Raw genomic sequence first — 25,954 nt, 5'->3', positions numbered from 1 at the left:
ACCCATGCCCCTCATCCTGACTGAAGAACAGGCCATGCTGAAGGAGGCCACGGACGGCTTCCTGAGCGAGAACGCCCCCATCGCCCACCTGCGCACGTTGAGGGATTCACGGGACGCCGACGGCGTGTCGCGCGACCTGTGGAAGGCGTTCGGCGAGATGGGTTTCGCCGGCGTCATCATCCCCGAGGAACACGGCGGCTCCGGCCTCGGCGCGGTCGAGGCGGGCATCGTGGCCGAAGGCCTCGGCCGCACCCTGACCCCGTCGCCCTTCTTCGGCTCGTCCATCCTGGCCGCCCGCATCCTGATCGACGCCGCATCGGCCGATCAGCAGGCGGCTTGGCTCCCGAAAATCGCGGCGGGCGAGGCCATCCTGTCCCTCGCCCTCGACGAAGGCGCCAAGCACCAGCCCTCCCGTATCGCCACGACGGCGGAGCGCAGCGGCAACGGCTTCAGGCTGAACGGGGCGAAAGGCTTCGTCCTCGACGGCCACATCGCCGACGCCCTGATCGTCGCCGCGAAGACGGACGGCGGCGTGACCCTGTTCCTTGTCGATCCGAAGACCTCGGGCGTCGAGATCGAGCGCACCGTCATGGTCGACGCTCACAACGCCGCCCGGATCACCCTGACCGACGTTCAGGTCGACGCCGACGCCGTCATCGGCGACGTCGATGCTGGCGAGGCGGCCCTTGAGGGCGCGCTCAATCTCGGCCGGGCCTGCGCCGCCGCCTGCCTGACCGGCGCGGGGGATCAGGCCTTCCTGAGCACGGTCGAATACCTCAAGACCCGCAAACAGTTCGGCAAGCTGATCGGCGAGTTCCAGGCGCTGCAACACCGCGCCGCCCACCTGTTCACCGAACTGGAGCTGGCCAAGGCCGCTGTCCTCGGCGCCCTGCAACGCCTCGACGCCGGCGCGCCGAAGGCCGACCTCGCCGTCTCGGTCGCTAAGGCCAAGGCCGGTCGCGTCGCCGAACTCGCGGTCCAGGAAGCGGTCCAGATGCACGGCGGCGTCGGCATGACCGACGCGTTCGACGTCGGCCTCTACATGAAGCGGGTGCGGGTTCTGAACGAACTCCTCGGCGACGCGGGCTTCCACCAGGAACGGCTGGCGAGGTCGGGCGGGTACTAACCCCTCTCCCGTCGGGAGAGGGTGACGTGCTGAACCGGCCCCGCTAAACCTCCCGCCACGGGAGACGACACGCATGACGCTGAACAGCGCGACCTATCTGACCGGTTTCGGCAATCATTTCGCGACCGAGGCCGTCCCCGGCGCCCTGCCGGTCGGCCGCAACTCGCCGCAGAAGACGCCGATGGGCCTCTATGCGGAACAGCTCAGCGGAACCGCTTTCACTGCTCCTCGCGCGGAGAACCGCCGCAGCTGGCTCTACCGTCTGCGCCCCTCGGCCCAGCATCCTGCCTATCAGCCGTTCGACCAGCGTCGCGTCCGCTCCGGCCCTTTCCACGACGCTCCACCCAGCCCCAATCGCATGCGCTGGGACCCTCTGCCTTTGCCGACGAAGCCGACCGACTGGGTCGAGGGCCTCGTCACCTACGGCGGCAACGGCGACGTGGAAGCCCAGATCGGCGTCGGCATCCACCTCTACGCCGCCAACCGCTCGATGACGGACCGGGTCTTCTACGACGCCGACGGCGAGCTGCTGATCGTGCCACAGGAGGGCGACCAGGCCTTAGTCACCGAGTTCGGCCGCATCGAGGCTTCGCCCGGCCACATCGTCGTCATTCCGCGCGGCGTCCGCTTCCGCGTCGAGTGCGCCGGACCCATTCGCGGCTATGTCTGCGAGAACTACGGCGCGCCCTTCCGCCTGCCCGACCTCGGCCCGATCGGTTCCAACGGCCTGGCCAACCCCCGCGATTTCGAGGCCCCGGTCGCCGCGTTCGAGGATGTCTCCCGCCCGACCGAATGCGTGCAGAAATACGCCGGCCGCCTGTGGGTCACGACCTTCGACCATTCGCCGCTCGATGTCGTCGGCTGGCACGGCAACCTCGCGCCGTACCGCTGGGACACAGCCCGGTTCAACACGATCAACACCGTCAGCTTCGACCATCCCGATCCGTCGATCTTCACCGTCCTGACCAGCCCGTCCGACACCGTCGGCACGGCCAACTGCGACTTCGTCATCTTCCCGCCACGCTGGATGGTGGCCGAGGACACCTTCCGCCCGCCGTGGTTCCATCGGAACGTCATGAGCGAGTTCATGGGGCTGGTCACCGGAGCCTATGACGCCAAGGAGGGCGGCTTCGCCCCCGGCGGCGCCAGTCTGCACAACTGCATGAGCGGGCACGGGCCGGATCAGGCCAGCTACGACAAGGCGGTGTCGGCGAACCTTCAACCGCACAAGATAGACAATACCCTGGCCTTCATGTTCGAGACGCGCTTCCCGATCCGGACCACGGAATGGGCGCAAACCACCCCGACGATGCAGCTCGACTACGACGACGTCTGGACCGGCTTCGCCAAGGGCGACGTCTCTCAACAAGGATAAGCCCATGCGCATTCTGATCGCCGCCCTCGCCCTGATGGCCTCCGCCTGTTCGCCGATGGCGGAACAGGCGCCCGCCGCCGGGACGCCGGGCCAGAGCGCCGAGGCCGCCTGCGCCGCGCAGAACGGCACGCTGCAACGCGTCGGCCGCATGCAGTCGGTCCAATGCGTCATCGCTTATGCCGACGCCGGCAAGCGCTGCACCGACGGCGACCAGTGCGGCGGCGACTGCCTGCTGGCCGAGGGCGCCAGCGTCGCTCCGGGCGCCACGGCCGCCGGCCAGTGCGCCCCGACCTCGAACCGCTTCGGCTGCGCCACCCGCGTCGAGAACGGCAAGGCCGACGCCACCCTGTGTATCGACTGATGCGCAAGGGGCTCGCACTCTTCGCGGCGGTTCTGCTGACCGCCTGCGCGCCCATGGCCGGGCCTCCCGCGACGCCACCGCCCGCCCCCCAAGGCGATCTGTCGGTCGAACCCGGACAGACCCCGACGGCGGCCCAGACCGCCGCCTGTTCGGCGCAGGGCGGGACCTACGGACGGGGCGGCCTCGGCGGGTTCTGGCATTGCGTCATCCCCTATGCCGACGCGAACAAGCCGTGCTCCGACGCCGCCGACTGTCAGGGCGCCTGCCTCGCCCCGCCGAACCAGACGCCCGTGCGCGGCCACGCGCCGGGCCGTTGCGCCGCCTCGAACAGCCAGTTCGGCTGTTACTCGCGCGTCGAAAAGGGTGTTGTCGGTCCCGGTCTCTGCGTCGACTAAGGGCGACGCATCCGTCAGGGTCATGATAGCGTTGCTGCTGCATGACCCTGCCTGAACTCGCCGCCCTGCTGGGCCTCAACCTGGCCCTGCTCGTTGTCGTGATGCTGGCCCTGTGGGGGCTGGCGCTGCGTCTGAAGGACGTCAGCTTCGTCGACGGTGTCTGGCCGCTCGGCATGCTGTTCCTCGCCCTGATCACCTTCCCGAGGACGGACGGGGACCAGACGCGGAAGTTTCTTCTGCTGTGGCTCTGCGCCGTCTGGGCGATCCGTCTGGGCTGGCATCTGCTGCGCCGCTGGCGCGAGAAGGGGATCGACGGCCGCTATGCCGACATCGTCGAGACCCAGGAGAAGGAACACGGCTGGAGCTTCGCGAAGACGGCGCTGCTGTTCGTCTTCCTGCCCCAGGCCGTGCTGGGCTGGCTGACGTCGCTGCCCGTGCAACTGGGTCAGGTGGAGCACAGTCCGCCGATCGGCTGGATCGGCTGGATGGGGGCCGTGATCGTCGTCGTCGGCATCGGCTTCGAGAGCGTCGGCGACGCCCAGCTGGCGGCCTTCCGCAAGGACCCGAAGAACAAGGGCAAGGTGCTGGACACTGGCCTGTGGCGCTACACCCGCCACCCCAACTATTTCGGCGACGCCTGCGTCTGGTGGGGACTGTGGCTGATCGCGGCTGAGACGGGTTGGGTCGGCATCGCGTCGGTCATCGGGCCCGTCTTCCTGACCTTCACCCTGACCAGGTGGTCGGGCATCGGCATCACCGAAAAGGCCATCGGCAAGACCAAGCCGAAATATGCCGACTACATCCGCCGCACGAGCGCCTTCATCCCGATGCCGCCCCGCAAATAGTCCCTCTCCCGGTGGGAGAGGGCTTGAGCGTACGGCGGCGTAGCCGTCGTTCTGGCGCGAAAGGGTGAGGGTCGGCTGTCAAAGGTGAGGAGGGGCCTTTGCGACGGCTTGCGCCGGCGGACAGAGCCGACCCTCATCCGACCGCTTCGCGGCCACATTCTCCCAACGGGAGACGGAACACAGCAAAAACCCCCGCCGCTTGCGCGACGGGGGCTTCGCATCCCGAAATCGGGAAAGGCTTAATGCGCCGGCGGCGTGGTGGCCGGGGCCATGGCGCCTTCCGGAGCCGACGGCGAGGTGTTCGGCGTGTTGGCGGTGGTCATGCCGCCATCGGCGTTGCCGGCCTGCTGCTCGATGCGGTCGGCCTCGGCGTTGAGGGCGGTTTCCTGCGACTCGGTCGGAGCGGCGGCGGCTTGCTGCTCCAGAGCGTCAGCCTGCTTCTCGGCGGTCTTGTCGGCAGCCGATTCGCCACAGGCGGCGAGCGAGGCGGCCAGAGCCAGCGAGGCGGAGGCGATGATCAGTTTACGCATAGGGAGTTCCCTTCCTTGTTGAGCTGGAAAAATGCCGCCGCTCACGGAAGGTTCACGTCGCCGTGACTAATAATCCGAACGTCGTTATCCGACTTCAGCGAATGCCACCCGCGCCGCGCCCAGCAGGGCGGCGTGTTTGTGGGTGATCACCCAGGTCGGGATGTCGGCCATGTACTCCTGGAACCGTCCCTTCCTCTCGAACCGCTCGCGGAAGGGACTCGCCTTCAGGAAGGGCAGGATACGGGGCGCGATGCCCCCGGCGATATAGACCCCGCCGCGTGACCCCATGGTCAGGGCCACGTCTCCCGCCACGGCGCCCAGTATGGCGCAGAACCGGGCGAGCGTTGCGCCGCACGCGCTGCGCGGATCGGCCAAGGCCTCCTCGGTGATCTGGGCGGGGTCGTCGATATGGCTCTCGCGCCCGTCGATCTGTGCCAAGGCGCGGTGCATGTTCAGAAGGCCGGGGCCGCAGATGAGCCGCTCGATCGACACCCGGTCATACCGCTGACGCAGGATGCGCAGGATCTCGTCTTCGATCGGGTCCCCGGGCGCGAAACAGGCGTGGCCGCCCTCGCTCGGCATGGCCACCTCGGTTCCGTGACTGTCACGTGCGAGGGCCGACACCCCGAAGCCGGTGCCCGGGCCCAGCACCGCGATGGCCGAATGCGGATCACCCGCCTCGGGCCCGCCGAGATGTGCCAGATCGGCCGACGGCACCACGGGCGCGCCCCAGGCCAGGGCCTCGAAATCGTTGATCAGCCGCACGGGGTTCAGGCCAAGCGTCTGAAGTTCCGTCTCCGACACCGCCCACGGACTGTTGGTCAGGTCGATGGCGCCCTCCGTCACCGGCCCGGCCACAGCGATGACGCCGCCGGTCGGCTTGACTTCGCAGCCGTCGACGAAGGCCGCGACCCCCTTGAGGAAGGTCGGATACTGTTCCGCCGGGAAGCTCTCGTGGTGGTCCAGCGCGATCTGACCACCGACCATGCGGGCGATGGCAAAGCGGGCGTTGGTGCCGCCGACGTCACCGACCAGAAGGGTGTGTTCAGTCATGCGTCCACCGCCCGGTTCTGCACATTGGGGTCCGCCACGTCGCGGATTTCGGGTTGCTGCTGCGACGGCTCGGCCACGAAGCAGACGGAGGCGCCGCGTTCGGCCGAGGACACCACGGACCGGAAGGCCCCGAACAATTCTCGACCGTAACCCCAGCTCTGCACCGAGTTCGGCCGCGCCCGCTCGCGCGTGGTCAGGTCGGCGTCGATGGTCAGAACACCCGCTTCGGCGTCCAGCCGTACGATGTCGCCGTCGAGCACATAGGCCAGCGGGCCGCCGTCCAGCGCTTCCGGCGTCACATGGATCGCCGCTGGAGTCTTGCCCGAGGCGCCCGACATGCGGCCGTCGGTGACCAGGGCGACCGGCACGCCGCGATCCTGAAGCACGCTCATCAGGGGCGACAGGGAATGCAGTTCCGGCATGCCGTTGGCCTTGGGACCCTGGAAGCGCAGGACGATGACGCCGCCGGCATCCAGCTGGCCCGCCTGGAAGGCCGCCAGGACGTCCTCCTGCGCATCGAACACCCGCGCGGGACCTTCGACGGCGCGGTGCTGGGGCTTGACCGCCGAGATCTTGATCACCGCCCGGCCGAGATTGCCCTGGACCAGACGCAGGCCGCCCTCGGTGTCGAACGGGTCCGACGCGGGGCGCAGGATATCGCGATCCAGGCTTTCGACGACGCCGTCCTTCCACACCAGCTCGCCGTCCACGAGGGTCGGCTCCCTGAAATAGTGCGCGATCCCCCGGCCCATGATGGTCGTGACGTCCGAGTGGATATGTCCCGCCTGCGCCAGTTCGCGCGCGATGAAGGCCACGCCCCCCGCTGCCTGGAAGGCGTTCACATCGGCCGATCCATTCGGATAGACCCGCGCCAGCAGCGGCGTCACGGCCGACAGCTGGTCCATGTCGGTCCAGTCGATCAGCACCCCCGCCGCCCGCGCCATGGCGACCAGGTGGATGGCATGGTTGGTCGATCCGCCGGTGGCCAGAAGGGCCACGATCATGTTCACGATCGACTTCTCGTCCACGACGTCGGCCATGCGGCAGTCGCCGCTGACGGCCAGCTCCACCGCCCGTTTCGCCGCCGCCGCCGTCAGGGCGTCGCGCAACCCCGTCTCCGGATGGACGAAGGCGGTGGACGGCATGTGCAGCCCGCCCAGCTCCATCATCATCTGGTTGGAGTTGGCCGTGCCGTAGAAGGTGCAGGTGCCTGGCGAATGGTAGGAGCCGATCTCGCTCTCCAGCAGGGTCTGACGATTGACCTTCCCTTGCGCATACTCGGCCCGCACCCGCGCCTTTTCGGCGTTGGGAATGCCCGACGGCATCGGCCCGGCCGGCGCGAACACCACCGGAAGATGGCCGAACGCCAGCGCCCCCATGAACAGCCCCGGGACGATCTTGTCGCAGACGCCCAGCATCATGGCCGCGTCGAAGGCGTCGTGGGTCAGGGCGACCCCGACCGACATGGCGATCACGTCGCGGCTGAACAGGCTGAGCTCCATACCCGGCCGGCCTTGCGTGACCCCGTCGCACATGGCGGGCGTGCCGCCGGCGACCTGGGCCGTCGCTCCGACCTCGCGCGTCGCGGCGCGGATCACTTCGGGGAAGCGTTCGAACGGCTGATGGGCCGACAGCATGTCGTTGTAGGCGGTGACGATGCCGACGTTGGGCGTCTTGCCGTCCATGACCTTGAGCTTGTCGGCGATAGTCTGGCCCGCGAAGGCGTGAGCCCAATTGGCGCAACTCAGCTTGGCCCGACCGATGCCCGCGTCCCGCGCCGCGTCCATACGGCGGACATAGTCGGCCCGCGTCTCTTTCGAGCGTTCGATAATGCGGGCCGTAACCTCCGCGACCACGGGATGCAGGGCCATCAGTTCGCCTCCGTCCAGACGACTTCGAGCGGAACCTTGGCGGCGATCATCGCCGCGATCGGTTGCACGGCCGGATCGCCCTGCGCCTCCCGCTCGAACACCGAACGCTTGGCCGCACCCTTCAGGCCCAGAATTACCCGACCCGCCGACATCAGCCAGGGCAGGTTGATCGAAATCCGCTCCAGGCTCGGCGGGGCGCCGTCACGCCCGTGCGGCACGCCCAGCACCGCCGGCTTCAGCGTCGGCGACAACAGGGTCTTCAGCGTCGGACTGCCCGGGAACATCGAGCAGATATGCCCGTCCTCGCCCATGCCCAGCAGCACCGCGTCGAACCGCCCGCCGGCCTCGGCCAGCGCATGCGCCGCCACCGCTGCAGCCCGGTCCACCGTGACCTCCGACGTATACAGCGGAATGAACCGCGCCTTGGCCGCCGGTCCCTGCAACAGCACGTCCTTGATCAGCCGCGCGTTCGAGTCCGGATCGCTCTCGGGCACATAGCGCTCGTCTACCAAGGTGACCGCGACCTTGTCCCAGCCGATGTCGGCCTGCGCCAGCCGCGCATAGACGGGCGAAGGCGTCGACCCGCCCGGTCCTGCGAACAGCGCCTTGCCGTTCGTAATCACCGCGGAGCCCAACGTCTCCTCGATCCTCCCGGCGATCGACTGCGCCCAGGTCTCGAGGGTGGGGAAGGTTTCGAGTTCGACGGTCATTCCTGCGTGTTCCAGTCCCGGCCGGTGCGCGCCACCAGCATGTCGGCCGCATCCGGCCCCCAGGTCCCGGCGCGATAGGGCAGGGGTTTCACCTTGCCGTCGACCCAGGCCTGCGAGACCCCATCGACCCACTCCCAGGCCTTCTCCGCCTCGTCGCGACGCACGAACAGGGTCGAGTCCCCGTTCAGCGCATCCAGCAGCAGCCGCTCATAGGCGATCCGTCGCCGTGGCGGCGCATCGCCCTTGCCGCCGACGCCCCAGGACAGGCTCATCTTGATCGGCTGAAGCTGCATCCGCTGATCCAGCCCTGGCTTCTTGTTCATCACAGTCAGGGAGATGTCTTCCTCGGGCTGCAGCTCGATGATCATCCGGTTGGCGCTGTCCTCGTCGCGCGCGTCCTGGCCGAAGATCGAGTGGGGCACCGGCTTGAACTGGATGACGATCTCCGTCCGCTTCTCCGGCAACCGCTTTCCGGTCCGCATGAAGAAGGGCACGCCCGCCCAGCGCCAGTTGTCGATGTCGGCGCGGATGGCGACGAAGGTCTCGGTGTCGCTATCGGCCCCGCGCTCCTCGTCATAGCCCTTGACCCGCTCGCCCTCGACGGTGCCCGAGACATACTGCCCCCGCACCGTGACCCGTTCGGCGTCCTCGTCCGTGACGTGACGCAGCGAGCGCAGAACCTTGACCTTCTCGTTTCGCACCGAGTCGGGGTCCAGGTCGCTCGGCGGCTCCATCGCCACCAGGCACAACAGCTGCAGCATGTGGTTCTGCAGCATGTCCCGCAGGGCGCCGTACTCGTCGTAGTACGGCCAGCGGTCGCCGACCCCGACGGTCTCGCCGACCGTGATCTGCACGTGGTCGATCGACAGGTTATTCCACAGCGGTTCGAAGATGACGTTGCCGAACCGCAGGGCGATCAGGTTCTGGACCGTCTCCTTGCCCAGGTAGTGGTCGATGCGGAACACCTGCTGTTCCGAGAAGGCATCGGCCACCGCGTCGTCGATGGCGCGGAAGCTCTCCAGATCGCGCCCGACCGGCTTTTCCAGCACGACCCGGTCCTCGGCTTCCGCCAGCCCGGCGGCCCGCATGGCCGTGACGATCTTCGCATAGAGAGAGGGCGAGACGGCGAGGAAGGACGTCACCGCCCCGTCGCCGACCTTGTCGCGCAGGGGCTTCAGACTTTCGGCCGAGGTGGCGTCGACCGCCAGATAATCCAGCCGGGCCTCCAGCTTCGACCAGGCCTCTTCGGACCAGAAGCCATCCGCCTTGCTCTCGACCGAGGCCCGAACCTTGGCGACATACTCTTCGCGGGTCTCTTCGGAACGCGCTGCGCCGATGATCTTGAGCCCGTCGGGCAGCAGGCCGTCGTGCTCGAGGAAATAGAGCGAGGGCAGCAGCATCCGCATCGCCAGATCGCCGCCGCCGCCGAACAGCACCAGAGCCGTCATGCCTGCCTGTCTCCCTGTCGGGGACGAGGCCCCGTCGTCTATTGTGGCTGTTTGGCCGGTCGCTCGCGCGAGGCCAACACGTCCAGCACCGCCTGAAACGACAAGTGACGCGCCCGTAACAGAACGAGCAAGTGATAGATCAGGTCCGCGGCTTCTGATGCGACTTCTTCGTCCGGCCCGGCGGCGCCAGCGAGCGCGGTCTCCACGCCCTCTTCGCCGACTTTCTGCGCCGCCCGCTTTGGTCCCTGCGCCAGCAGCTTCGCGGTCCAGCTCGATTCCGGATCGGCAGACGCCCGCTCGGCGATGGTCCGCTCCAGCCGCGCGATCCGGCCCAGACCCGGCGCGTCGTCGCTGCCGAAACAGCTGGTCGTCCCCAGATGACAGGCCGGTCCCATCGGCCTCACCGCCAGCACGAGGGCATCCCCGTCGCAGTCGGGCGTGATCGCCACGACCGTCAGCCGGTTGCCCGAGGTCTCGCCCTTGCGCCACCGCCCGCCGCGCGAGCGCGAGAAGAAGGTCGCCTCGCCGCTGTCGATCGTCTCTTCCAGCGCCGCCCGGTCCATATAGGCCAGCGTCAGCACCTGCAGAGTGTCGGCGTCCTGCACCACGGCCGGGATCAGGCCGCCGCCCTTGGCGAAATCGAGGGTGTCCGGATTGATGCTCATTGTCTTACCTCGACGCCCGACGCCGCCAGAAAGGCCTTCAGGTCCGGCACCGCGATCTGGCCCGAGTGGAACACGCTGGCCGCCAAGGCGCCGGACACATTCGCCCGGTCGAACACGTCGAGGAAATGCGATTTCGCCCCGGCCCCGCCCGAGGCCACCAGCGGGATCGTCAGCCGTGACCGCGCGTCGGCCAGTTGCGCCGTGTCATAGCCTTTGCGCACCCCGTCCTGGTCGATGCAGTTCAGCACGATCTCGCCGGCGCCGCGCGCCTGCGCCTCGACGATCCAGTCCATCGTCCGCCGACCCGCCAGCCGGCGCGAATCCGGATCGCCGGTGTATTTGTGAACGACGTAGTCGCCGTCCTCGCGTCGGCTGTCGACGCCGACGACCACGCATTGCGATCCCAGCCGTTCGGCCATCTCGGAGATCAGCTCCGGCCGTTCCAGCGCCGGAGAGTTGATCGAGACCTTGTCCGCCCCGTTGTCGAGACAGGCCGCCGCCTGATCCACCGAGCGGATCCCGCCCGCGACGCAGAACGGAATGTCCAGCAGCCGCGCGATATCCCGCACCCAGCCATAGTCGAGCGTCCGTCCCTCGGGAGACGCGGTGATGTCGTAGAAGACCAGTTCATCGGCGCCCTCGTCGCGATAGCGGGCCGCCAGTTCCGACGCGTCGCCCATATCGACATGGCCTTCGAACCGCACGCCCTTCACGACCCGGCCGTCCTTGACGTCCAAGCAGGGGATGATGCGTCGAGCCGTCATTGGACGGCTCGCTTGAGAAAGGAGGGGGCGGTCAAGCGACCGCCTCGATGGCCTGTCGCGCCGTGAACCGGCCCTCGTAGATCGCCCGACCCACGATGGCCCCGTCGCAGCCGATGGCCCTGGCCGCCTTCAGGTCGTCCAGCGACGACACGCCGCCCGAGGCCTGCACCTTCAGGTCCGGTCGGCGCCGCATGACTTCCGCCAGCAGTTCCAGGTTCGGCCCCGTCAAGGCGCCGTCGCGACCCACGTCGGTGATCAGCACATTCTCCAGCGTCCCGACCGGATAGCGGTCCAGCGCCGCCCACAGATCGATGCCCGCCGCCTCTGTCCAGCCCTTCAGGGACGGCACGGGCACGCCGTCCTCACCGACCCGCACGTCGAACGCCAGCGTCAACCGGTCGTAGCCGAACTTGGCCAGCCATGCGGACACGACGGCCGGTTCCGTCACAGCCTGCGACCCCACCACGACCCGGCTGACCCCCGCGTTCAACAGGTTGCGCACGTCCATCAGGGTTCGCACCCCGCCGCCCGACTGGATGTTGACGGCCAGACTGCCGGCCATTTCTCCGATCAGCTTGTGCTGCATCGCCTTGCCGGCCTCGGCGCCGTCCAGATCGACGACATGGATCCAGGTCGCGCCTTCGGCCGCGAAGGCCGCCAGCCGCGCCGCCGGGACCTGATCGTATTCGGTCACCTGATCGAACCGTCCGTGCATCAGCCGCACGCACACGCCGTTCCGCAGATCGATGGCGGGGTAGACGATCATGCGGCGATCTCCAGGAAGTTCTTCAAGATGCGCGCACCGGCCTTCGCCGAACGCTCGGGATGGAACTGACAGCCCCAGCGATTGCCTGCCCTGACCATCGCCGGCACCGCCGCTCCATAGTCCGCACAGGCGATCGTCGCGTCGGTGTCGGGGCAGACGTAGCTGTGCACGAAATAGGCATAGTCGCCGTCGTTCACCCCCTCCAGCAGCGGGTCGTCCCCAAGGGTGTTCAACTGCGACCACCCCATGTGCGGCACCGGCAGGTCGTCGCGGACCGGCATCCGGGTGACACGTCCCGGGATGAACCCGAGCATCGTCGCCCCGCCGTTCTCCTCGCTTTCGGCGAACAGCAACTGCTGGCCCAGACACAGCCCCAGCAATGGCCGCTCGAACCGCTTGATCACGTCGGTCAGGCCCAGCGCGCCCATACGCTCCATGGCATAGCCGGCCGCCCCCACGCCCGGCAGAACGACCCGCCCGGCGTCCGCGATCACGGCGGCGTCCGAGGTCACGACGACATCGGCGCCCAGACGCTCCAGCGCGAACTGGACCGAGGCCGTATTGCCCGCGCCGAGGTGGACGATGGCGACGGTCACAGCACGCCCTTGGTGCTCGGCACGGCGTCGCCCTCGATCCGGATCGCCTGACGCAATGCGCGGCCGAAGCCCTTGTAGACGGCCTCGGTCTTGTGGTGGTCGTCGTCGCCGGTTACCGAGATATGCACCGCCGCCCCCATGGCCTCGGCCAGCGAGCGGAACACATGCGCCGTCAGGTCGGTGCGGTACTCGCCGATGAAGGGTGTCGCGAACGTCCCCTCGAACAGCGGATAGGGTCGCCCCGACAGGTCGATGGCGACATTGGCCTGGGCCTCGTCCATGGCCAGGACGAAGCCGTACCGGGCGATGCCGCGCCGCTCGCCCAGCGCCTGTTTCAGGGCCTGACCGAGGGCGATGGCGCTGTCCTCGATCGTGTGGTGCGGATCGGTGTGCAGGTCGCCCTCGCATTGCAGACGCAGCGAAAACCCGCCGTGCGCCGCGACCTGCTCCAGCATGTGGTCGAAGAAGCCGACGCCGGTCTCGATCCTGATCGGCCCGGTCGCGTCCAGATCGACGGCGCAGACGATACGCGTCTCCTTGGTGTCGCGTACGGCCTGTCCAACCCGGTGCGGCCGCGACTTCACCGGGGCCAGACCCAGGGCGGTCAGCAGCCGGTCGTTAACCTCGGCCTTGATCGACACCGGCAATCGCAGCCGCTCCCCAGACCGGTCCGCCGCCACGCCGTACTTCGCCAGTTCGCCCAGCGTCGCCCCGATATCCGACGGTCGCGCCATCAGGATCGGCCCGACGCCGCTCTCGACCACCATGACCCGGCCGATCTCGCGCACCAGCCGCTCGCGTTCGCGTCGCACCGATGCGATCCGCTCCGACGTCTCGATCATCCGCGAGGGATCCAGCGCCTGCATCGCCAGCCGCACCAGAGGCTCGGGCAGAGCATAGGGCTCGACCACCTCGGCCAGCGTCGTCAGGGTCTGCGCCTGACCCAGCGCCGCCCCGACCCGCGCCCCGGCCAGCCCATAGGCCAGCGACAGGCTACGCAGGACGACGAGGTTGGGGTGGTCCCCGATCAGGGTCACCGCCGACGGCGCGTCCGCGAATTCGACCAGACCCTCGTCGACGACCAGCAGGGCCGGGGCCACCCGTTCGGCCATTTCGGCCACGGCTTCCGGCGATCCCAGAGCGCGGATCACCACCGCGGCCCGCTCGCCGTCGCTGGCGCGATAGATGCGGCTCAGTCCGGCATATGGCTCGGCGTCCGGCGCCTCGACCGACCGGCCGTCGCGCGCCGCCAGCCGCCAGACCAGCTCCAGCCCGTGGGTCAGGCCGCGCACGGCCAGCACCTGATCGGCCGCGACGCCATAGACCTGGGCCATCCGCGCCTGCAGGGCCGACGCCTCGCCGGGATATTTCTCCAGCCCGTCGCCGCCGGCGACGAGGGGAGCATAGGGGGCGGGCAGGGTCACGGCACGCTCCTCAGATCCGCCGCCCGCGCGTGAGCCTCCAGCCCTTCCAGCCGCGCCAGCCGCGCCGCGATCGGCCCCAGCCGTTCGGCGCCGGCCTCGGTCACCGTCTGTACCGACATCGAGGTCATGAAGCTGGAGGTGGTGATCCCGCCCAGCGTTCGCGCCCCGCCGTCGGTCGGCAGGACATGGCTCGGCCCGGCCGCATAGTCGCCCAGTGTCTCGGCCGCCCACCGCCCGACGAAGACAGCCCCCGCCGCCCGGATCGAGGGCACCAGTTTTTCGGCGTCCTCGACGTGGAGGGCGAGGTGTTCGGGGCCATAGAGGTTCGACACCGCGACGGCCTCGGCCAGATCCGCGACCTTGATCGCCCGCGCCTCGGCCAGCGACGCCCGTGCGATAGCCTCGCGGGGCAGGGTGGAGACCTGCTCCTCGACGGCTTCAAGCACCGCTTCGATCATCGCGTCCCGGTCGGCGACCAGCACCACCTGGGCGTCGGCGTCGTGCTCAGCCTGGCTCAGCAGATCCGCCGCCACCAGTTCGGGATCGCAGTCCCGGTCGGCGATGACCAGCAGTTCCGACGGCCCCGCCGGCATGTCCGCCGACGGTCCGCCGGGCAGGGAAGACGCGTACCGCTTGGCCTCGGCAACATAGGCGTTTCCCGGTCCGAAAAGCTTGTCGCAGGCCGGGATGTCGCCGTCGTCCAGCGTGACGCCGAACGTCATCGCCGCAATCGCCTGCGCCCCGCCCAGCAGCCACAGGGCGTCGAGCCCGGCTTCGGCCGCCGCCAGGATCATGGCCGGATGCGCCGATCCGTCCTTCGAGGGCGGCGTCACGGCGACTCGCGTTTCCACACCCGCCACGCCCGCCGGAATGGCCAACATCAACAGGGACGAGAACAGGGGCGCCGTCCCGCCGGGCACATACAGTCCGGCCGCGCCGATGGGTCGCCAGACAATCCGCGAGGTTACGCCGGGCGTCGTCTCGATCAGCTTCGAGTCTTCCGGAACCGTCGCCTGATGGAAGACGCGGACGTTCTCCGCCGCCACACGAAGCGCGCGGGTATCGGCCGGGGGCAGGGCGTCGCGCGCAGCCGAGACCGCCGCGTCGGTGATGGCGATCCGCCGGGGCGGGGCGCTGTCGAGCTTGATCGCCCACTCCGTCACCGCTCCGCCGCCGCGCACTTCCACGTCGTCGAAGATGGCGCGCACGACGTCGCCGACGCTCGCTTCAGAACGTCGCTTCGGCCGGGCCAGCGCCTCGCGCCGCCCCGCCGCATCCAGCGATGACCAATCGATGCGCCGCATCACATCATCTTCTCGATCGGAAGCACCAGGATGGCCGAGGCCCCCGCGCGCTTCAGCTTCTCCAGCGTCTCCCAGAAGACGGCTTCCTGACAAACGGCGTGGACCGCCACCGCATCGTCGCGGCCCATCAGCGGCATGACTGTCGGTGCGCCGGCGCCCGGCAGGATCGCCGTGATCTCGTCCAGCGCCGAGCGCGGGGCGTTGAGCATCACGTATTTGGCGCCCTGCGAGGACACCACGCCCGCCATCCGCTCGATCACCGAATCCAGCAGGTGCTGCAAGCCCGGCTCGGGCGCGACCGGGGACTGGATCAGCACGGCCTGGCTTTCGAACACCGTCTCCTTGGCGACGAGACCATTGGCTTCCAGCGTCGCGCCGGTGGACACCAGATCACAGATCGCCACCGCCAGTTTCAGCCGGGGGGCTACCTCGACCGCGCCGCGCATGACCACGGTATCGGCCTTGACGCCGCGTTCATCCAGAAACCGTTTGAGGATCTTCGGATAGGAGGTTGCGATCCTCTGGCCTTCAAGCGAGGCCGGTCCGGCGTAGTCGAGCGTCGGCGGGCAGGCCAGCTTCAGAGTGCATTTGCCGAACCCGAGCGGCATGATCACGGACGCATTGGCCCCGCCGTTCTTGCCTTCTTCCAGAACGTTCTCGCCCACGATGCCGAGGTCGCAGACCCCGTCGGCCACGAAGGTCGGAATGTCGTCGTCGCGCACCCGCAGCAGGTCGATCGGATAGTTCTCGACCCTGTAGAGCAGGTCGTTGGCGCCCTTGACGACGCGCAGCCCGGCGTCGCGCACGAGGTCGAGGCTGCGGTCGGCCAGACGGCCGGATTTCTGCACGGCGATGCGAAGTCGCCCCTGTACGGTACTCATGGTAAGGTCAGGCTTTCTTGTTCAGGCGATCGAGGACGAGGCGATAGCCTTGATGGTCCATCTCGCGCAGGAAGCGCGCGACGCGGACGACGGTGGTGGGGCTGGCGCCCGCCTCCACGCCGATCTCGCGATAGGTCTTCAGCCCCTCGTCCAGCAGACGCGCCACGGCCCAGCGCTCGGAGAAGGCGCGCAGTTCGGCGGGGGTGCAGAGGTCCGACAGAAAGGCGTCCAGCTCCGCCGGCGTCTTCAACGACAGCAGGGCGTCGTAAAGCGCCAGCCGGTCGTCGGCGGCCTTGTCGATAGCCTTTTTGGAGAGGGAAGCGGACATGATGTCGTTCCACTATGCTGTAACAGTGGAACGGTCAAGGGCGCCTTGGGCGCGTGTCTGGTGACGAGTCGTTGGTGGCTTCACTGATTGCTGTGACGGGCCGGGTCTCCCAGTCACCGATCACCAGCCACAATCTACGCCGCTACGCTCTCCGCGACGACCGCCGGCTTCTCCAGCCGTTCGATCAGTCCAGCCAGCGCCATCGGCCTGGCGATCAGATAGCCCTGGGCGTTGTCGCAACCCATGCCGCGCAGCAGGGCCAGCGCCGTCGGGGTCTCGACCCCTTCGGCCGTGACCTTCAGCCCCAGCGAGTGAGCAAGGTCGATGGTCGACTTGACCAGCAGGGCGTCGCGCGAGCTTTCGTCCAGCGACAGCACGAAGGCCTTGTCGATCTTCAGCTCGTCCGCCTTGATCCGTTTCAGATAGGCGAGCGACGACAGGCCGGAGCCGTAGTCGTCGATCGACACCGCCACGCCCGCCGCGGAGAACCGCTCGATGATGTCGAGCGCGATCTCGGGATTGTCGATGACCGCCGTCTCGGTGATCTCGAAACACAGGTCGGCGCCCGAGGCCGCGACGGCCTGCAGGGCGAACTCGGCGAAGCTTTCGTCCGACAGCAGGCGACCCGAAATATTGACCGACATCGTCACCACGTGGCCGGCCTCGGCCAGTACCTTCTGGTCGGTGATCGACTGACGCACCGCCCATTCGGTCAGGGCGCGGATCTGGCCTGTCTCCTCGGCCATGGTGATGAACAGGTCCGGCGAGACGAAACCGCGGCGCGGATGGTTCCAGCGCATCAGGGCCTCGACCCCTGTGATGGCGTCGGCGCGCAGGTCGTATTTCGGCTGATAGGCCATCCACACCTGCGCGGTCTCAAGCGCCCCCATCAGCTCGCCGATCAGACTCAGGTTGCCGACCGGATCGCCGTAGGCGGTGGCGTCGAAGAGGGACGCCTTGCGGTGACGGGCGCGCGCTTGGTCCAGACCGATGCCGGCGCGATCCACGATGGAGTCCACTCCGCCGTTGTCGCCACGCGCACGGCCGATGCCGGCGCTCAGGGTCGCATCCACGGTGGCGCCGATCAGTTTCACCGGCACATCCGCGACGGCGCAGAGGATCGTCGCCTGTTCGATGGCCTCGGCGTCGCTTCCGGCCTCAAGGATGACGCCCACGGCGCCGGCTGCGACCCGTGCGACACGTGCCCCGCCTGCCGCCGCCGACAGGCGCGACCCCAGGGCGCCGACCAGCTGGGCCATCGAGTCATAGCCGATGGCGTTGCGAACGATCTCGAACCGGTCGACGCCGAACACGACGACGTAGCCCTCGCTCGACCGGCTCGCCTCGCGCTCGAGCCACAGCCGGTTGGGCAGGCCCGTCTCCTGGTCGTGCAGCGCCATGTGGGTCAGACGCAGTTCGCGGTCGCGGATGTCTCCGGCCATGGCGTTGAAGCTGGCGGCCAGCCGCCCGATCTCGTCGGAGGAGGTGACCTCCACCTCGGCGTGCTCGCCGTTCTGCAGACGGTGCACCGCCTCGTCGAGTTCGGTGATCGGCCGCGTCAGACCGCGCGACAGCATCCAGGTTCCGACCATCAGGATGGCCAGACCGATCAGTGCGATGGCGCCGAGCGCCCAGAACATCGCCTCGAACGGCTTCATCGCCCGCGCCATCGGATAGCTCAGGGTCAGGACGGCCGGGGCGGCGGTGTCGAAGCTGGGCAGGGCGCGGGCCAGGACCATCGCCTCGCCCTGGAGCGTTCGTGTGGTCTCGGGCCTGTCGTCTCCGGCGGCAAGGACCCGCTCGATGGCCCCGCCGAGCGCGCTCGTCGGACCGGCCATGTCGCGCCAGCCGTCGGCCGACGAGGTCAACACCGATGCCGACAGCGGAATGGCCGACAGTCCTTCCAGATTGCGCATCTGCGACTGGTCCAGCCGCTCGACGAAGACGACCCAGCCGATCAGCACCGGCGCCATCACCGGCGCGGACACGGCCTGATAGGGCTGGCCGTTGATGCTCAGGACGCCGGCGTCGATGTCTCCGCCGTTCAGCCCCTGCCACAGGGTGTCGGTCGTCGCCTCGTCCAGATCGACGCCGGCCGAGGTGACATACCCATCGATCCCCAGGATCAGGGCGCCGTCTACCTTCTGGCGGGCGCGGAGATTGTCGAGCGCGGATCGTACGGTCGGCTCGTCATTGGTCGCGATGGCCTCGCGGAACCCGTAGTCCGTGGCGAGGACGGCCGCGCCCTGGCGCAGCTGCGCCGACTGCGAGGCCCAGATCTGGCCGTAGACGGCGCCGGTCGCGCCCAGTTCGTCCCGCACCAGGGTGCGCGCGCTGCCGGTGATCGCGGTGAACACCGCCACGGCGACGAGCATCAGGGCGATGCCGAACATCCCCATGTAGAGGACCGTCAACCGGGTCCTCAGATTGGTGAAGCGGGCGACGATCATCGCACGGCCGCCCGCGCCGAGAAGTCGCCGGTCGCCGTCTGGCGACCCGCACCGGCGCCGATGGTCAATGTGTAGGCCTGCTCGTTGCCGCGTACGTTCAACTGCGGGTGCCAGACGACCAGTCGCGCCGCGCCCGCCGGGATCGCCGGGATCACGACATCGCCCGACACATTGGTCTTGCCCGCCCAAGGGGTGTCGACGACCCGCACATAGGCCAGCATCTGGTCGTGGATGTTGCACCCCAGGGCCGCGACGCCGGCGGCGGCGAAGACGTGGGTGCGGGTCTGGTCGCGGCCGAACAGTTCGATCTCGAACCGGTTGCCGCGGGAGAAGGAATAGATGTGGTGCCGCACCCGATCCAGGTTGGGGAAGGCCACGGCCTGCCCGACCGGCGCGATCAGCACATAGGGCTGAAACTGGATGTCCTGCTGCACGATCCGCAGCGGCCACGAAAAGCGGATCGGGCCGCGCGGAACCCCGGCGTTCGGCGTCACCGTCACCACCGCATCGCGCACCGGTCGTCCGGCATTGTCGCGCACGCTTACGGTCAGATCGCCCGCGAGCGCGGGTCCCGAAATGAAAGCCAAGATGATCGCAAGAAGAACACGCATATGACGCCTGTAGAGCGACGACGTGAAAACCACGTAAACCAAAATACAACCCAGGGTCGAGATCGATTGTTCTGGCAAGTCTGACGATAAGTACGGTTGCTGACGTTCGCTTTACTCGGGTTTAACCACGCCATTCTAGATCGGCAGAAATCGCGCTCCCTGGCGAAAGGCTTCTCTCGTGAAACTCCGTCCCGGCATCATGGCCGCCCTCGCCGTCATCGGGTGTCTGGGGGCGTCTTCCGCGGCCTCGGCCCAGGCCTTCGACTGGATCTCGGAAAGCCGTACGGGCGGCAAGTTGCTGCTGACCGGCGGCGTCTCCACCATCGAGGGCTCGGGCGGCGGCGGCCTCGCCACCTGGGCCGTCACGACCGGTTACGGCGCCGAGGACGGCATCGGCGGCAATGTCCACGCCACATACGTCAATGTACCCGACTATGAACTGCGCACCTGGGGCGCTGCCGTGGGTCTATGGGACCGTGTCGAACTGTCGGTCGCGCGTCAGGAATTCGATACCGGCGACACGGGCGCCGCGCTCGGCATCGGTCAGGGCTTCACCTTCACCCAGGACATCGTGGGCGTGAAGATCAAGCTGGTTGGCGACGCCGTCTATGATCAGGACACCTGGCTGCCCCAGGTCGCCGTCGGTCTTCAGCACAAGTCCAACGACCAGGGCGCGATCATCCGCGCGGTCGGCGGGCACGATGACGAGGGCACGGAATACTATATCGCCGCGACCAAGCTGTTCCTGGCCGACAGCCTGCTCCTCTCCGGCACGGTCCGTTTCACCGACGCGAACCAGACAGGTCTTCTGGGCTTCGGCGGCGATCTCAACAGCGACATGGAGCCCCAGTTCGAGGGTTCGGTCGGCTATCTCCTCAGCCGTAACCTGGTCGTCGGCGCCGAATACCGGACCAAGCCCGACAACCTCGGCTTCGCCAAAGAGGATGACTGGGTGGACGTCTATGCCGCCTGGGCCCTGAACCGCCATCTGTCCGTCACCGCCGCCTGGGTCGATCTGGGGTCCATCGCGACCTTCGAGGACCAGCGCGGCGTCTACCTCTCGCTCCAGGCCGGGTTCTGACCATGCGCATCCTTATTCTCGCGTCCGCCGCCTGTCTGCTGGCCGCCCCCGCCTTCGCCTCCCCGGCCAGTGCCCAGGACGCTGCACAGGACGAGTTCGTCGCCCCGCCTGTCGTCATGTCGACCGAGCATCCTGACGAGGAAGCCGTGGAACCCTATGAACGTTTGAATGCTCACGCCGGGGCCACGCCCTTCGAGGGCACGGCCATGTGGGAGGCCTTCCACGGCTCCGAGGGCGTATCCCGCATCGTCGATGCGATGATCGATCGCAGCGTCGCCGACCCCCGCATTTCCGGGGCGTTCGTCGCCCACGACCTGATCCGCCTGCGCCGCGTGCTCAAGGAACAGTTCGGCTACATCCTCGGCGGGCCGACGACCTACACCGGCCGCGACATGGAAACCGCCCACCGCGATCTTGGTCTCCAGCCCGCCGACATGGGGGCCCTGGTCGAGAACCTCCAGATCGCCATGTCCGACGAGGGCGTCGCCTTCCCGGCCCAGAACCGCTTCCTGGCAAAACTGGCCCCCATGCGCCGCGACGTCATCACGCGCTGATCCGGCGGTCCCGATCCGGGGAGCGTTGCGCTTGTGGACCTTTGCGTCGCGCCCTAACGATGGTCGCAACACGAGGGACCTCCATGCGCACCGTCTTTTCCGCCTGCGTCGCCGCCCTGGCGCTCTGCGCCTGCGGCCAGCCGGCCGCCGCCCCCGTCGAGCCGGCGACCGCCAGCGGTGACGCCGCTCCCGCCGGCGACTTCCAGACCAATGTCGCCTTGGTTCAGGCGCTCTACGCCGAGGACGCGATCCCGACCGATCCCGCCGGGGTCCGCAAATACTTCACCGAGGAGTTCGTGCCGGCCATGACCGGCCCGGACGGCTTCCCCTTCGACTATCGCGTTTCCAACCAGGATGGCGTGCACGACAGCCTGACGATCGCTGAAACGGACGGCGACGGCGGCAACGGCCGGGTCGTGGCCCGGTACGCCTGGATGGGCTCGCCCGGCGAAACCGCCTTCACCATCTGCCGCCAGCCCGACGGCGCCCTGCGTATCGTCAACGTCCTGACCACGATGGGAGACGGTCAGATCTCGGACTTGCGTCAGGTCGCGGAACTGCCCGCGCGTCCCGAAGGCTGCTGAGAAAACCTATCTCGCACCGCAACAAAACTGTTGCGCATCGGTTGTCGCCCGGTCCACGCTGACCATTCGCCAAATGGCGCCTTAAGTGCGGGAGCGACCGTCACGTTCGACGAAATGTCAGGCCACGCCGGATCGAAAGAGGTCCGAAAGAGCTACCGGACGCTTGCCCGGTGGCTCGAAAGCGCGCCGGCCGACCTGCTTCAGGCCCGGTCGCGTCAGGCGGAGCTGTTCTTCCGCCGCATGGGCGTGACCTTCGCCGTCTATGGCGACGTCGAGTCCAACGAACGCCTGATTCCCTTCGACGTGGTGCCCCGCATCATCGGCAAGACCGAGTGGGATGATCTGGAAAAGGGGCTGAAGCAGCGCGTCAGCGCCATCAACGCCTTCCTCAAGGACATCTACGGCCCGCAGGAGTGCATCAAGGCCGGCATTGTCCCGGCCGAGCTGATCTTCACCAATCCTCATTACCGGCCCGAGATGCAGGGCCGCCGTCCCCCGGGCGACATCTGGACCCACATCTGCGGCGTCGACCTGGTCCGCACGGGCGAGGACGGCTTCGTGGTGCTGGAGGACAACTGCCGCACCCCCTCGGGCGTCTCCTACATGCTGGAGAACCGCGAGATGATGATGCGGCTGTTCCCCGACCTGTTCGCCGAACATCGCATCCGCCCGGTCGAGACCTATACCGACATGCTGCTGGCGTCCCTGCGCGCCAGCGCCCCGGAACATGCCGGCGGCGATCCCAACATCGTCGTCCTGACGCCCGGTCCGTTCAACTCGGCGTACTATGAGCACTCGTTCCTGGCCGACAAACTGGGCGTCGAGCTGGTCGAGGGCGGTGATCTGTTCGTCAACGACGACATCGTCTTCATGCGCACGACCGAGGGTCCGAAGCGGGTGGACGTGATCTATCGCCGCGTCGACGACGACTGGATTGACCCGTTGACCTTCCGTCCGGACTCGACCGTCGGCGTGCCGGGCCTGATGGCGGCCTACACGGCCGGCAACGTCACCCTGTCGAATGCGGTCGGCACGGGCGTCGCCGATGACAAGGCCGTCTACACCTACATGCCCGAGATCATCCGGTTCTTCTCCGGCGGTGACCCGATCCTCGGCAACGTTCCGACCTGGCGCTGCCGCGAGCCGGACGCGCTGAAAGAGGTGCTCGACAAGCTCCCCGAGCTGGTCGTCAAGGAGGTCGGCGGCTCCGGCGGCTACGGCATGCTGGTGGGCCCCGCCTCGACGAAGGCCGAGATCGAGGACTTCCGCAAGAAGCTGATCGCCGACCCCGACGACTTCATCGCCCAGCCGACCCTGGCCCTGTCGACGGCGCCGACGCTGGACAGCGGCGGCGGCCTCTCGCCCCGCCACGTCGATCTGCGCCCGTTCGTCCTGTCCAGCCCCGCCGGCGTCCGCGTCGCGCCCGGCGGCCTGACCCGCGTGGCGCTGAAACAGGGCTCTCTGGTCGTGAACTCGAGCCAGGGCGGCGGCACGAAAGACACCTGGGTGCTGGATGACTGATCGCCCATGCTGAGCCGCACCGCAGAATCCCTCTACTGGACCGGCCGCTACATGGAGCGCGCCGACTTCCTCGCGCGCATCCTCGAGGCCGCCGTACGTCTGGCCGCCCTCCCGGCCCGCGACGGCGCCGCCGCCACCGCCTGGGCCAGCGCCATCGCTTCGGCCGGCGTCTCGCGCCAGTTCGCCGCCAGCGCCCGCACTCCGTCGGAGAAATCGGTCCGCGAATACCTGGCCTTCGCGCCGGACAATCCGTCCTCGATCCGCGCCTGCATTACCGCCGCGCGCACCAACGCGCGCTCGGTCCGCACCGCCCTGACCATCGAACTGTGGGAAGCCATCAACGGCGCCTGGAACGGGCTCAACGAGTTCGGCGAACCGACCAAACGCGACGACTTCGTCCGCTATCTCGAGTGGGTGAAGAACGTCTCGCTCGCCGTCGAGGGCGCGTCCTCGCGGACCATGCTCAGGAACGACGCCTACTGGTTCCTGCGCCTCGGCATGGCGATCGAGCGGGCCGACAACACGGCCCGCCTGCTGGACGTCAAATATCACCTGCTGCTCCCGGCCGGCGAACGCGTCGGCGGCCAGCTCGACTATTTCCAGTGGACCACCCTGCTGCGGGAGGTCTCCGCCCTGACCGCCTACCGCTGGGTCTATCGCGAGAGCGTCCGCCCCTGGCTCGTCGCCGACCTGATGGTCCTGAACCGCCAGATGCCGCGTTCGCTGGCCAGCTGTCAGGGGATGATCGTCTCCTACCTCGACCGCCTCGCCACCGACTACGGCCGCCGCGGCCCCGCCCAGCGCATCGCCTCGGCCCGCCTGACCCGGTTCAACGAGACCAATATCGAAGAGATCTTCCAGTCGGGCCTGCACGAATACATCCTGTCGTTCCTCAGCGAGAACAACGCCCTGGCCGCGGCCATTCACGATCAGTACCTCGTCTGATGCGCATCCGGATCGATCACGAAACCCGCTACGCCTATGACCGCGCCGCGCGGTTCATCGTTCAGGTCCTGCGCCTGACGCCGCGCTCGACCGAGGGCCAGCAGGTCCGCGACTGGCGGATCGAGACCGACGTCGACGCCCACCTGCGCCGCTCCGAAGACGCCTTCGGCAACATCGTCCACACCCTCTATACCGAGCGCCCGACCGAGAGCCTGATGGTGCGGGTGACGGGCGAGGTCGCCACCGTCGACACCGGCGGGGTCCTGCGCGGCGCGCCCGAACGGCTGTCGCCCCTGACCTTCCTCCGCGACACCAACCTTACCCACGCCGACGGCGCCTTGCGCCAGCTTGCCGCCGAGATCGGGGAGGAGGGCGATACGCTCGCCCGCCTGCATCGGCTGATGGCCGCGATCCACGAGCAGGTCGCCTTTATGGTCGGCTCGACCACCGCCGACCACACGGCCGCCGACGCCTGGGCCCAGCGTCAGGGCGTCTGCCAGGACCACGCCCAGATCTTCATCTCGGCCGCCCGCCGCATGGGCATCCCGGCCCGCTACATCTCCGGCCACCTCCACCGCTCGGACGGGGTCGAGAACCAGGACGCCGCCCACGCCTGGGCCGAGGCATATGTCGAGGATCTGGGCTGGGTCGGTTTCGACGCGGCCAACGGCATCAGCCCGACGCAACACTATGTCCGCGTCGCCTGCGGTCTCGACGCGCTGGGCGCCTCGCCGATCCGCGGCACCAGCTACGGCGGCGGCCGTGAGACCATGACGGTCGCCCTGCGTGTGCGCCAGATGCAACAGACCCAGCAGCAACAGCAGTCGCAGGGCTGGTCATGAACGCCGTTAACCTCGTCTTGATTCCCGAATCTGTTAACGTGACTGTTCCATTCGGGTGGGGGTCCGGGTCCGGGCCTGGTCTTTCGATATGACTTACTGCGTCGGCATGATGGTGGATGAGGGTCTGGCGATGATCGCCGACACCCGCACGAACGCCGGTGTGGACAACATTTCCTCCTACAAGAAGCTGCACGTCACCGAGATCACCGGCGATCGCGTCATCTCCATCGCCACGGCTGGCAACCTGTCGGTGACCCAGACGGCCCTGGCCATGCTGGCCGAGGGCGTACGCATGCCCGGCCACGACGTGCCGGAAACGCTGGAGACCTGCCCGACCCTGTTCCGCGCGGCCCAGCTGGTCGGCTACTGCCTGAACCAGGTGCGTCAGGATCTGCAGCCGACCGTCGCCGCCGACGCGCTGAAGGTCACCGCCTCCATGCTGCTGGGCGGCCAGATCAAGGGCGGCAAGATGGGCCTCTATCTGATCTACGCCCAGGGCAATTTCATCGAGTGCGGGACAGACACCCCCTACCTCCAGATCGGCGAGCTCAAATACGGCAAGCCCATCCTCGACCGCGCCCTGCGCCCCGACACCCCGATGTCCGAGGCGGTCAAGCTGGGGCTGATCAGCTTCGATTCGACCATCCGTTCGAACATCGCCGTCGGCCCGCCGTTCGACATGATCGTCATCCCGCGCGACCTGCTGCACGGCGACCAGCGTCGCATCGAGGCCGACGATCCCTATTTCAAGGACCTCGGCCGTCGTTGGTCCGAAGCCCTCGCCCAGGCGCATCGCGCCATGCCGGATCCGCCGTGGATGGAGCCGGCGCCGGCCGCCCGACCCAGCATCTCGGTGGTGGGGTAGAGCGCCTCTACGACATCCTGCGAATGAAACTGCGACCAATTCGCAATTCGCCTTGCCTG

The 25,954-nt window shown here is 68.1% G+C and carries 27 protein-coding genes; 12 read left to right on the top strand and 15 right to left on the bottom strand.

Annotated elements, in window-relative coordinates; translation table 11 throughout:
• Nucleotides 1-4 precede the first annotated feature (4 nt).
• The 5 genes from ACQY68_RS15355 to ACQY68_RS15335 all read left to right on the top strand — a co-directional run bounded on the left by ACQY68_RS15355 (nucleotide 5) and on the right by ACQY68_RS15335 (nucleotide 4,102).
• Nucleotides 5-1,126: an acyl-CoA dehydrogenase family protein gene (locus ACQY68_RS15355; RefSeq protein WP_428150523.1), complete on the top strand. Its 1,122-nt coding sequence runs from the start codon at nucleotides 5-7 to the stop codon at nucleotides 1,124-1,126.
• Between the two features lie 73 nt (nucleotides 1,127-1,199).
• On the top strand, nucleotides 1,200-2,501 hold the full coding sequence (gene hmgA / locus ACQY68_RS15350) for a homogentisate 1,2-dioxygenase (protein ID WP_428150522.1): 1,302 nt from the start codon (nucleotides 1,200-1,202) through the stop codon (nucleotides 2,499-2,501).
• A 4-nt stretch (nucleotides 2,502-2,505) separates the two neighbouring features.
• Entirely contained in the window at nucleotides 2,506-2,862 is a 357-nt protein-coding gene (locus tag ACQY68_RS15345) for a hypothetical protein (protein WP_428150520.1), read from the top strand.
• Complete coding sequence (locus tag ACQY68_RS15340) at nucleotides 2,862-3,257, top strand: hypothetical protein (RefSeq protein ID WP_428150519.1); 396 nt, start codon at nucleotides 2,862-2,864, stop codon at nucleotides 3,255-3,257. The genes ACQY68_RS15345 and ACQY68_RS15340 overlap by 1 nt, the downstream gene beginning before the upstream one ends.
• 41 nt (nucleotides 3,258-3,298) lie before the next feature.
• Nucleotides 3,299-4,102 carry a DUF1295 domain-containing protein gene (locus ACQY68_RS15335; protein ID WP_428150516.1) on the top strand — a complete coding sequence of 268 codons (804 nt, stop codon included), beginning with the start codon at nucleotides 3,299-3,301 and terminating at the stop codon, nucleotides 4,100-4,102.
• 239 nt (nucleotides 4,103-4,341) lie between these two features.
• Here ACQY68_RS15335 and ACQY68_RS15330 read toward each other — a convergent pair whose 3' ends face one another.
• The 15 genes from ACQY68_RS15330 to ACQY68_RS15260 all read right to left on the bottom strand — a co-directional run bounded on the left by ACQY68_RS15330 (nucleotide 4,342) and on the right by ACQY68_RS15260 (nucleotide 19,479).
• A complete protein-coding gene (locus tag ACQY68_RS15330) occupies nucleotides 4,342-4,632 on the bottom strand; it encodes a hypothetical protein (RefSeq protein ID WP_428150514.1) in 291 nt (96 codons plus the stop codon).
• Nucleotides 4,633-4,716: 84 nt separating this feature from the next.
• Nucleotides 4,717-5,685 carry a glucokinase gene (glk, locus tag ACQY68_RS15325; protein WP_428150512.1) on the bottom strand — a complete coding sequence of 323 codons (969 nt, stop codon included), beginning with the start codon at nucleotides 5,683-5,685 and terminating at the stop codon, nucleotides 4,717-4,719.
• Nucleotides 5,682-7,556 carry a phosphogluconate dehydratase gene (gene edd / locus ACQY68_RS15320; RefSeq protein WP_428150511.1) on the bottom strand — a complete coding sequence of 625 codons (1,875 nt, stop codon included), beginning with the start codon at nucleotides 7,554-7,556 and terminating at the stop codon, nucleotides 5,682-5,684. Before edd ends, glk begins: the two co-directional genes overlap by 4 nt.
• Nucleotides 7,556-8,266, bottom strand: a complete 711-nt coding sequence (pgl, locus tag ACQY68_RS15315; RefSeq protein WP_428150510.1) for a 6-phosphogluconolactonase — start codon at nucleotides 8,264-8,266, stop codon at nucleotides 7,556-7,558. The genes edd and pgl overlap by 1 nt, the downstream gene beginning before the upstream one ends.
• The gene (zwf, locus tag ACQY68_RS15310; RefSeq protein ID WP_428150509.1) at nucleotides 8,263-9,714 is read right to left on the bottom strand and encodes a glucose-6-phosphate dehydrogenase; all 1,452 of its coding nucleotides are present in this window, start codon (nucleotides 9,712-9,714) and stop codon (nucleotides 8,263-8,265) included. Before zwf ends, pgl begins: the two co-directional genes overlap by 4 nt.
• Nucleotides 9,715-9,752: 38 nt before the next feature.
• Nucleotides 9,753-10,379 (bottom strand): bifunctional phosphoribosyl-AMP cyclohydrolase/phosphoribosyl-ATP diphosphatase HisIE, encoded by a 627-nt coding sequence (hisIE, locus tag ACQY68_RS15305; RefSeq protein WP_428150508.1) that lies wholly within the window; start codon nucleotides 10,377-10,379, stop codon nucleotides 9,753-9,755.
• Nucleotides 10,376-11,143 carry an imidazole glycerol phosphate synthase subunit HisF gene (gene hisF, locus ACQY68_RS15300; protein WP_428150507.1) on the bottom strand — a complete coding sequence of 256 codons (768 nt, stop codon included), beginning with the start codon at nucleotides 11,141-11,143 and terminating at the stop codon, nucleotides 10,376-10,378. The genes hisIE and hisF overlap by 4 nt, the downstream gene beginning before the upstream one ends.
• 31 nt (nucleotides 11,144-11,174) lie before the next feature.
• Entirely contained in the window at nucleotides 11,175-11,909 is a 735-nt protein-coding gene (gene hisA, locus ACQY68_RS15295) for a 1-(5-phosphoribosyl)-5-[(5-phosphoribosylamino)methylideneamino]imidazole-4-carboxamide isomerase (protein ID WP_428150506.1), read from the bottom strand.
• A complete protein-coding gene (gene hisH / locus ACQY68_RS15290; RefSeq protein WP_428150505.1) occupies nucleotides 11,906-12,505 on the bottom strand; it encodes an imidazole glycerol phosphate synthase subunit HisH in 600 nt (199 codons plus the stop codon). The genes hisA and hisH overlap by 4 nt, the downstream gene beginning before the upstream one ends.
• Entirely contained in the window at nucleotides 12,502-13,929 is a 1,428-nt protein-coding gene (hisB, locus tag ACQY68_RS15285) for an imidazoleglycerol-phosphate dehydratase HisB (RefSeq protein ID WP_428150504.1), read from the bottom strand. Before hisB ends, hisH begins: the two co-directional genes overlap by 4 nt.
• On the bottom strand, nucleotides 13,926-15,233 hold the full coding sequence (gene hisD / locus ACQY68_RS15280) for a histidinol dehydrogenase (protein WP_428150503.1): 1,308 nt from the start codon (nucleotides 15,231-15,233) through the stop codon (nucleotides 13,926-13,928). The genes hisB and hisD overlap by 4 nt, the downstream gene beginning before the upstream one ends.
• Entirely contained in the window at nucleotides 15,233-16,114 is an 882-nt protein-coding gene (gene hisG / locus ACQY68_RS15275) for an ATP phosphoribosyltransferase (RefSeq protein ID WP_428150501.1), read from the bottom strand. The genes hisD and hisG overlap by 1 nt, the downstream gene beginning before the upstream one ends.
• 7 nt (nucleotides 16,115-16,121) lie before the next feature.
• Nucleotides 16,122-16,442: a YerC/YecD family TrpR-related protein gene (locus tag ACQY68_RS15270; RefSeq protein WP_428150499.1), complete on the bottom strand. Its 321-nt coding sequence runs from the start codon at nucleotides 16,440-16,442 to the stop codon at nucleotides 16,122-16,124.
• A gap of 134 nt (nucleotides 16,443-16,576) precedes the next feature.
• Nucleotides 16,577-18,892: a putative bifunctional diguanylate cyclase/phosphodiesterase gene (locus tag ACQY68_RS15265; protein WP_428150497.1), complete on the bottom strand. Its 2,316-nt coding sequence runs from the start codon at nucleotides 18,890-18,892 to the stop codon at nucleotides 16,577-16,579.
• A complete protein-coding gene (locus ACQY68_RS15260; protein ID WP_428150495.1) occupies nucleotides 18,889-19,479 on the bottom strand; it encodes a methylamine utilization protein in 591 nt (196 codons plus the stop codon). Before ACQY68_RS15260 ends, ACQY68_RS15265 begins: the two co-directional genes overlap by 4 nt.
• Nucleotides 19,480-19,681: 202 nt before the next feature.
• Here ACQY68_RS15260 and ACQY68_RS15255 point away from each other — a divergent pair, with 202 nt between their 5' ends.
• The 7 genes from ACQY68_RS15255 to ACQY68_RS15225 all read left to right on the top strand — a co-directional run bounded on the left by ACQY68_RS15255 (nucleotide 19,682) and on the right by ACQY68_RS15225 (nucleotide 25,895).
• Nucleotides 19,682-20,584 carry a DUF3034 family protein gene (locus ACQY68_RS15255; protein ID WP_428150494.1) on the top strand — a complete coding sequence of 301 codons (903 nt, stop codon included), beginning with the start codon at nucleotides 19,682-19,684 and terminating at the stop codon, nucleotides 20,582-20,584.
• Nucleotides 20,585-20,586: 2 nt separating this feature from the next.
• Entirely contained in the window at nucleotides 20,587-21,138 is a 552-nt protein-coding gene (locus ACQY68_RS15250) for a group I truncated hemoglobin (protein ID WP_428150493.1), read from the top strand.
• A gap of 83 nt (nucleotides 21,139-21,221) precedes the next feature.
• A complete protein-coding gene (locus tag ACQY68_RS15245; RefSeq protein ID WP_428150491.1) occupies nucleotides 21,222-21,722 on the top strand; it encodes a hypothetical protein in 501 nt (166 codons plus the stop codon).
• Nucleotides 21,723-21,836: 114 nt separating this feature from the next.
• Nucleotides 21,837-23,243, top strand: coding sequence for a circularly permuted type 2 ATP-grasp protein (locus ACQY68_RS15240; protein WP_428150489.1), 1,407 nt, complete (start codon nucleotides 21,837-21,839; stop codon nucleotides 23,241-23,243).
• Nucleotides 23,244-23,249: 6 nt separating this feature from the next.
• Nucleotides 23,250-24,188 carry an alpha-E domain-containing protein gene (locus ACQY68_RS15235; protein ID WP_428150488.1) on the top strand — a complete coding sequence of 313 codons (939 nt, stop codon included), beginning with the start codon at nucleotides 23,250-23,252 and terminating at the stop codon, nucleotides 24,186-24,188.
• Nucleotides 24,188-25,030 carry a transglutaminase family protein gene (locus ACQY68_RS15230; RefSeq protein ID WP_428150487.1) on the top strand — a complete coding sequence of 281 codons (843 nt, stop codon included), beginning with the start codon at nucleotides 24,188-24,190 and terminating at the stop codon, nucleotides 25,028-25,030. Before ACQY68_RS15235 ends, ACQY68_RS15230 begins: the two co-directional genes overlap by 1 nt.
• An 88-nt stretch (nucleotides 25,031-25,118) precedes the next feature.
• Complete coding sequence (locus tag ACQY68_RS15225) at nucleotides 25,119-25,895, top strand: peptidase (protein ID WP_428150485.1); 777 nt, start codon at nucleotides 25,119-25,121, stop codon at nucleotides 25,893-25,895.
• The last annotated feature ends 59 nt before the right edge of the window (nucleotides 25,896-25,954 follow it).

This window comes from Brevundimonas sp. (genome assembly GCF_965278935.1).
Lineage (GTDB): Bacteria > Pseudomonadota > Alphaproteobacteria > Caulobacterales > Caulobacteraceae > Brevundimonas.
This window is presented reverse-complemented; position numbering and strand designations above follow the sequence as displayed.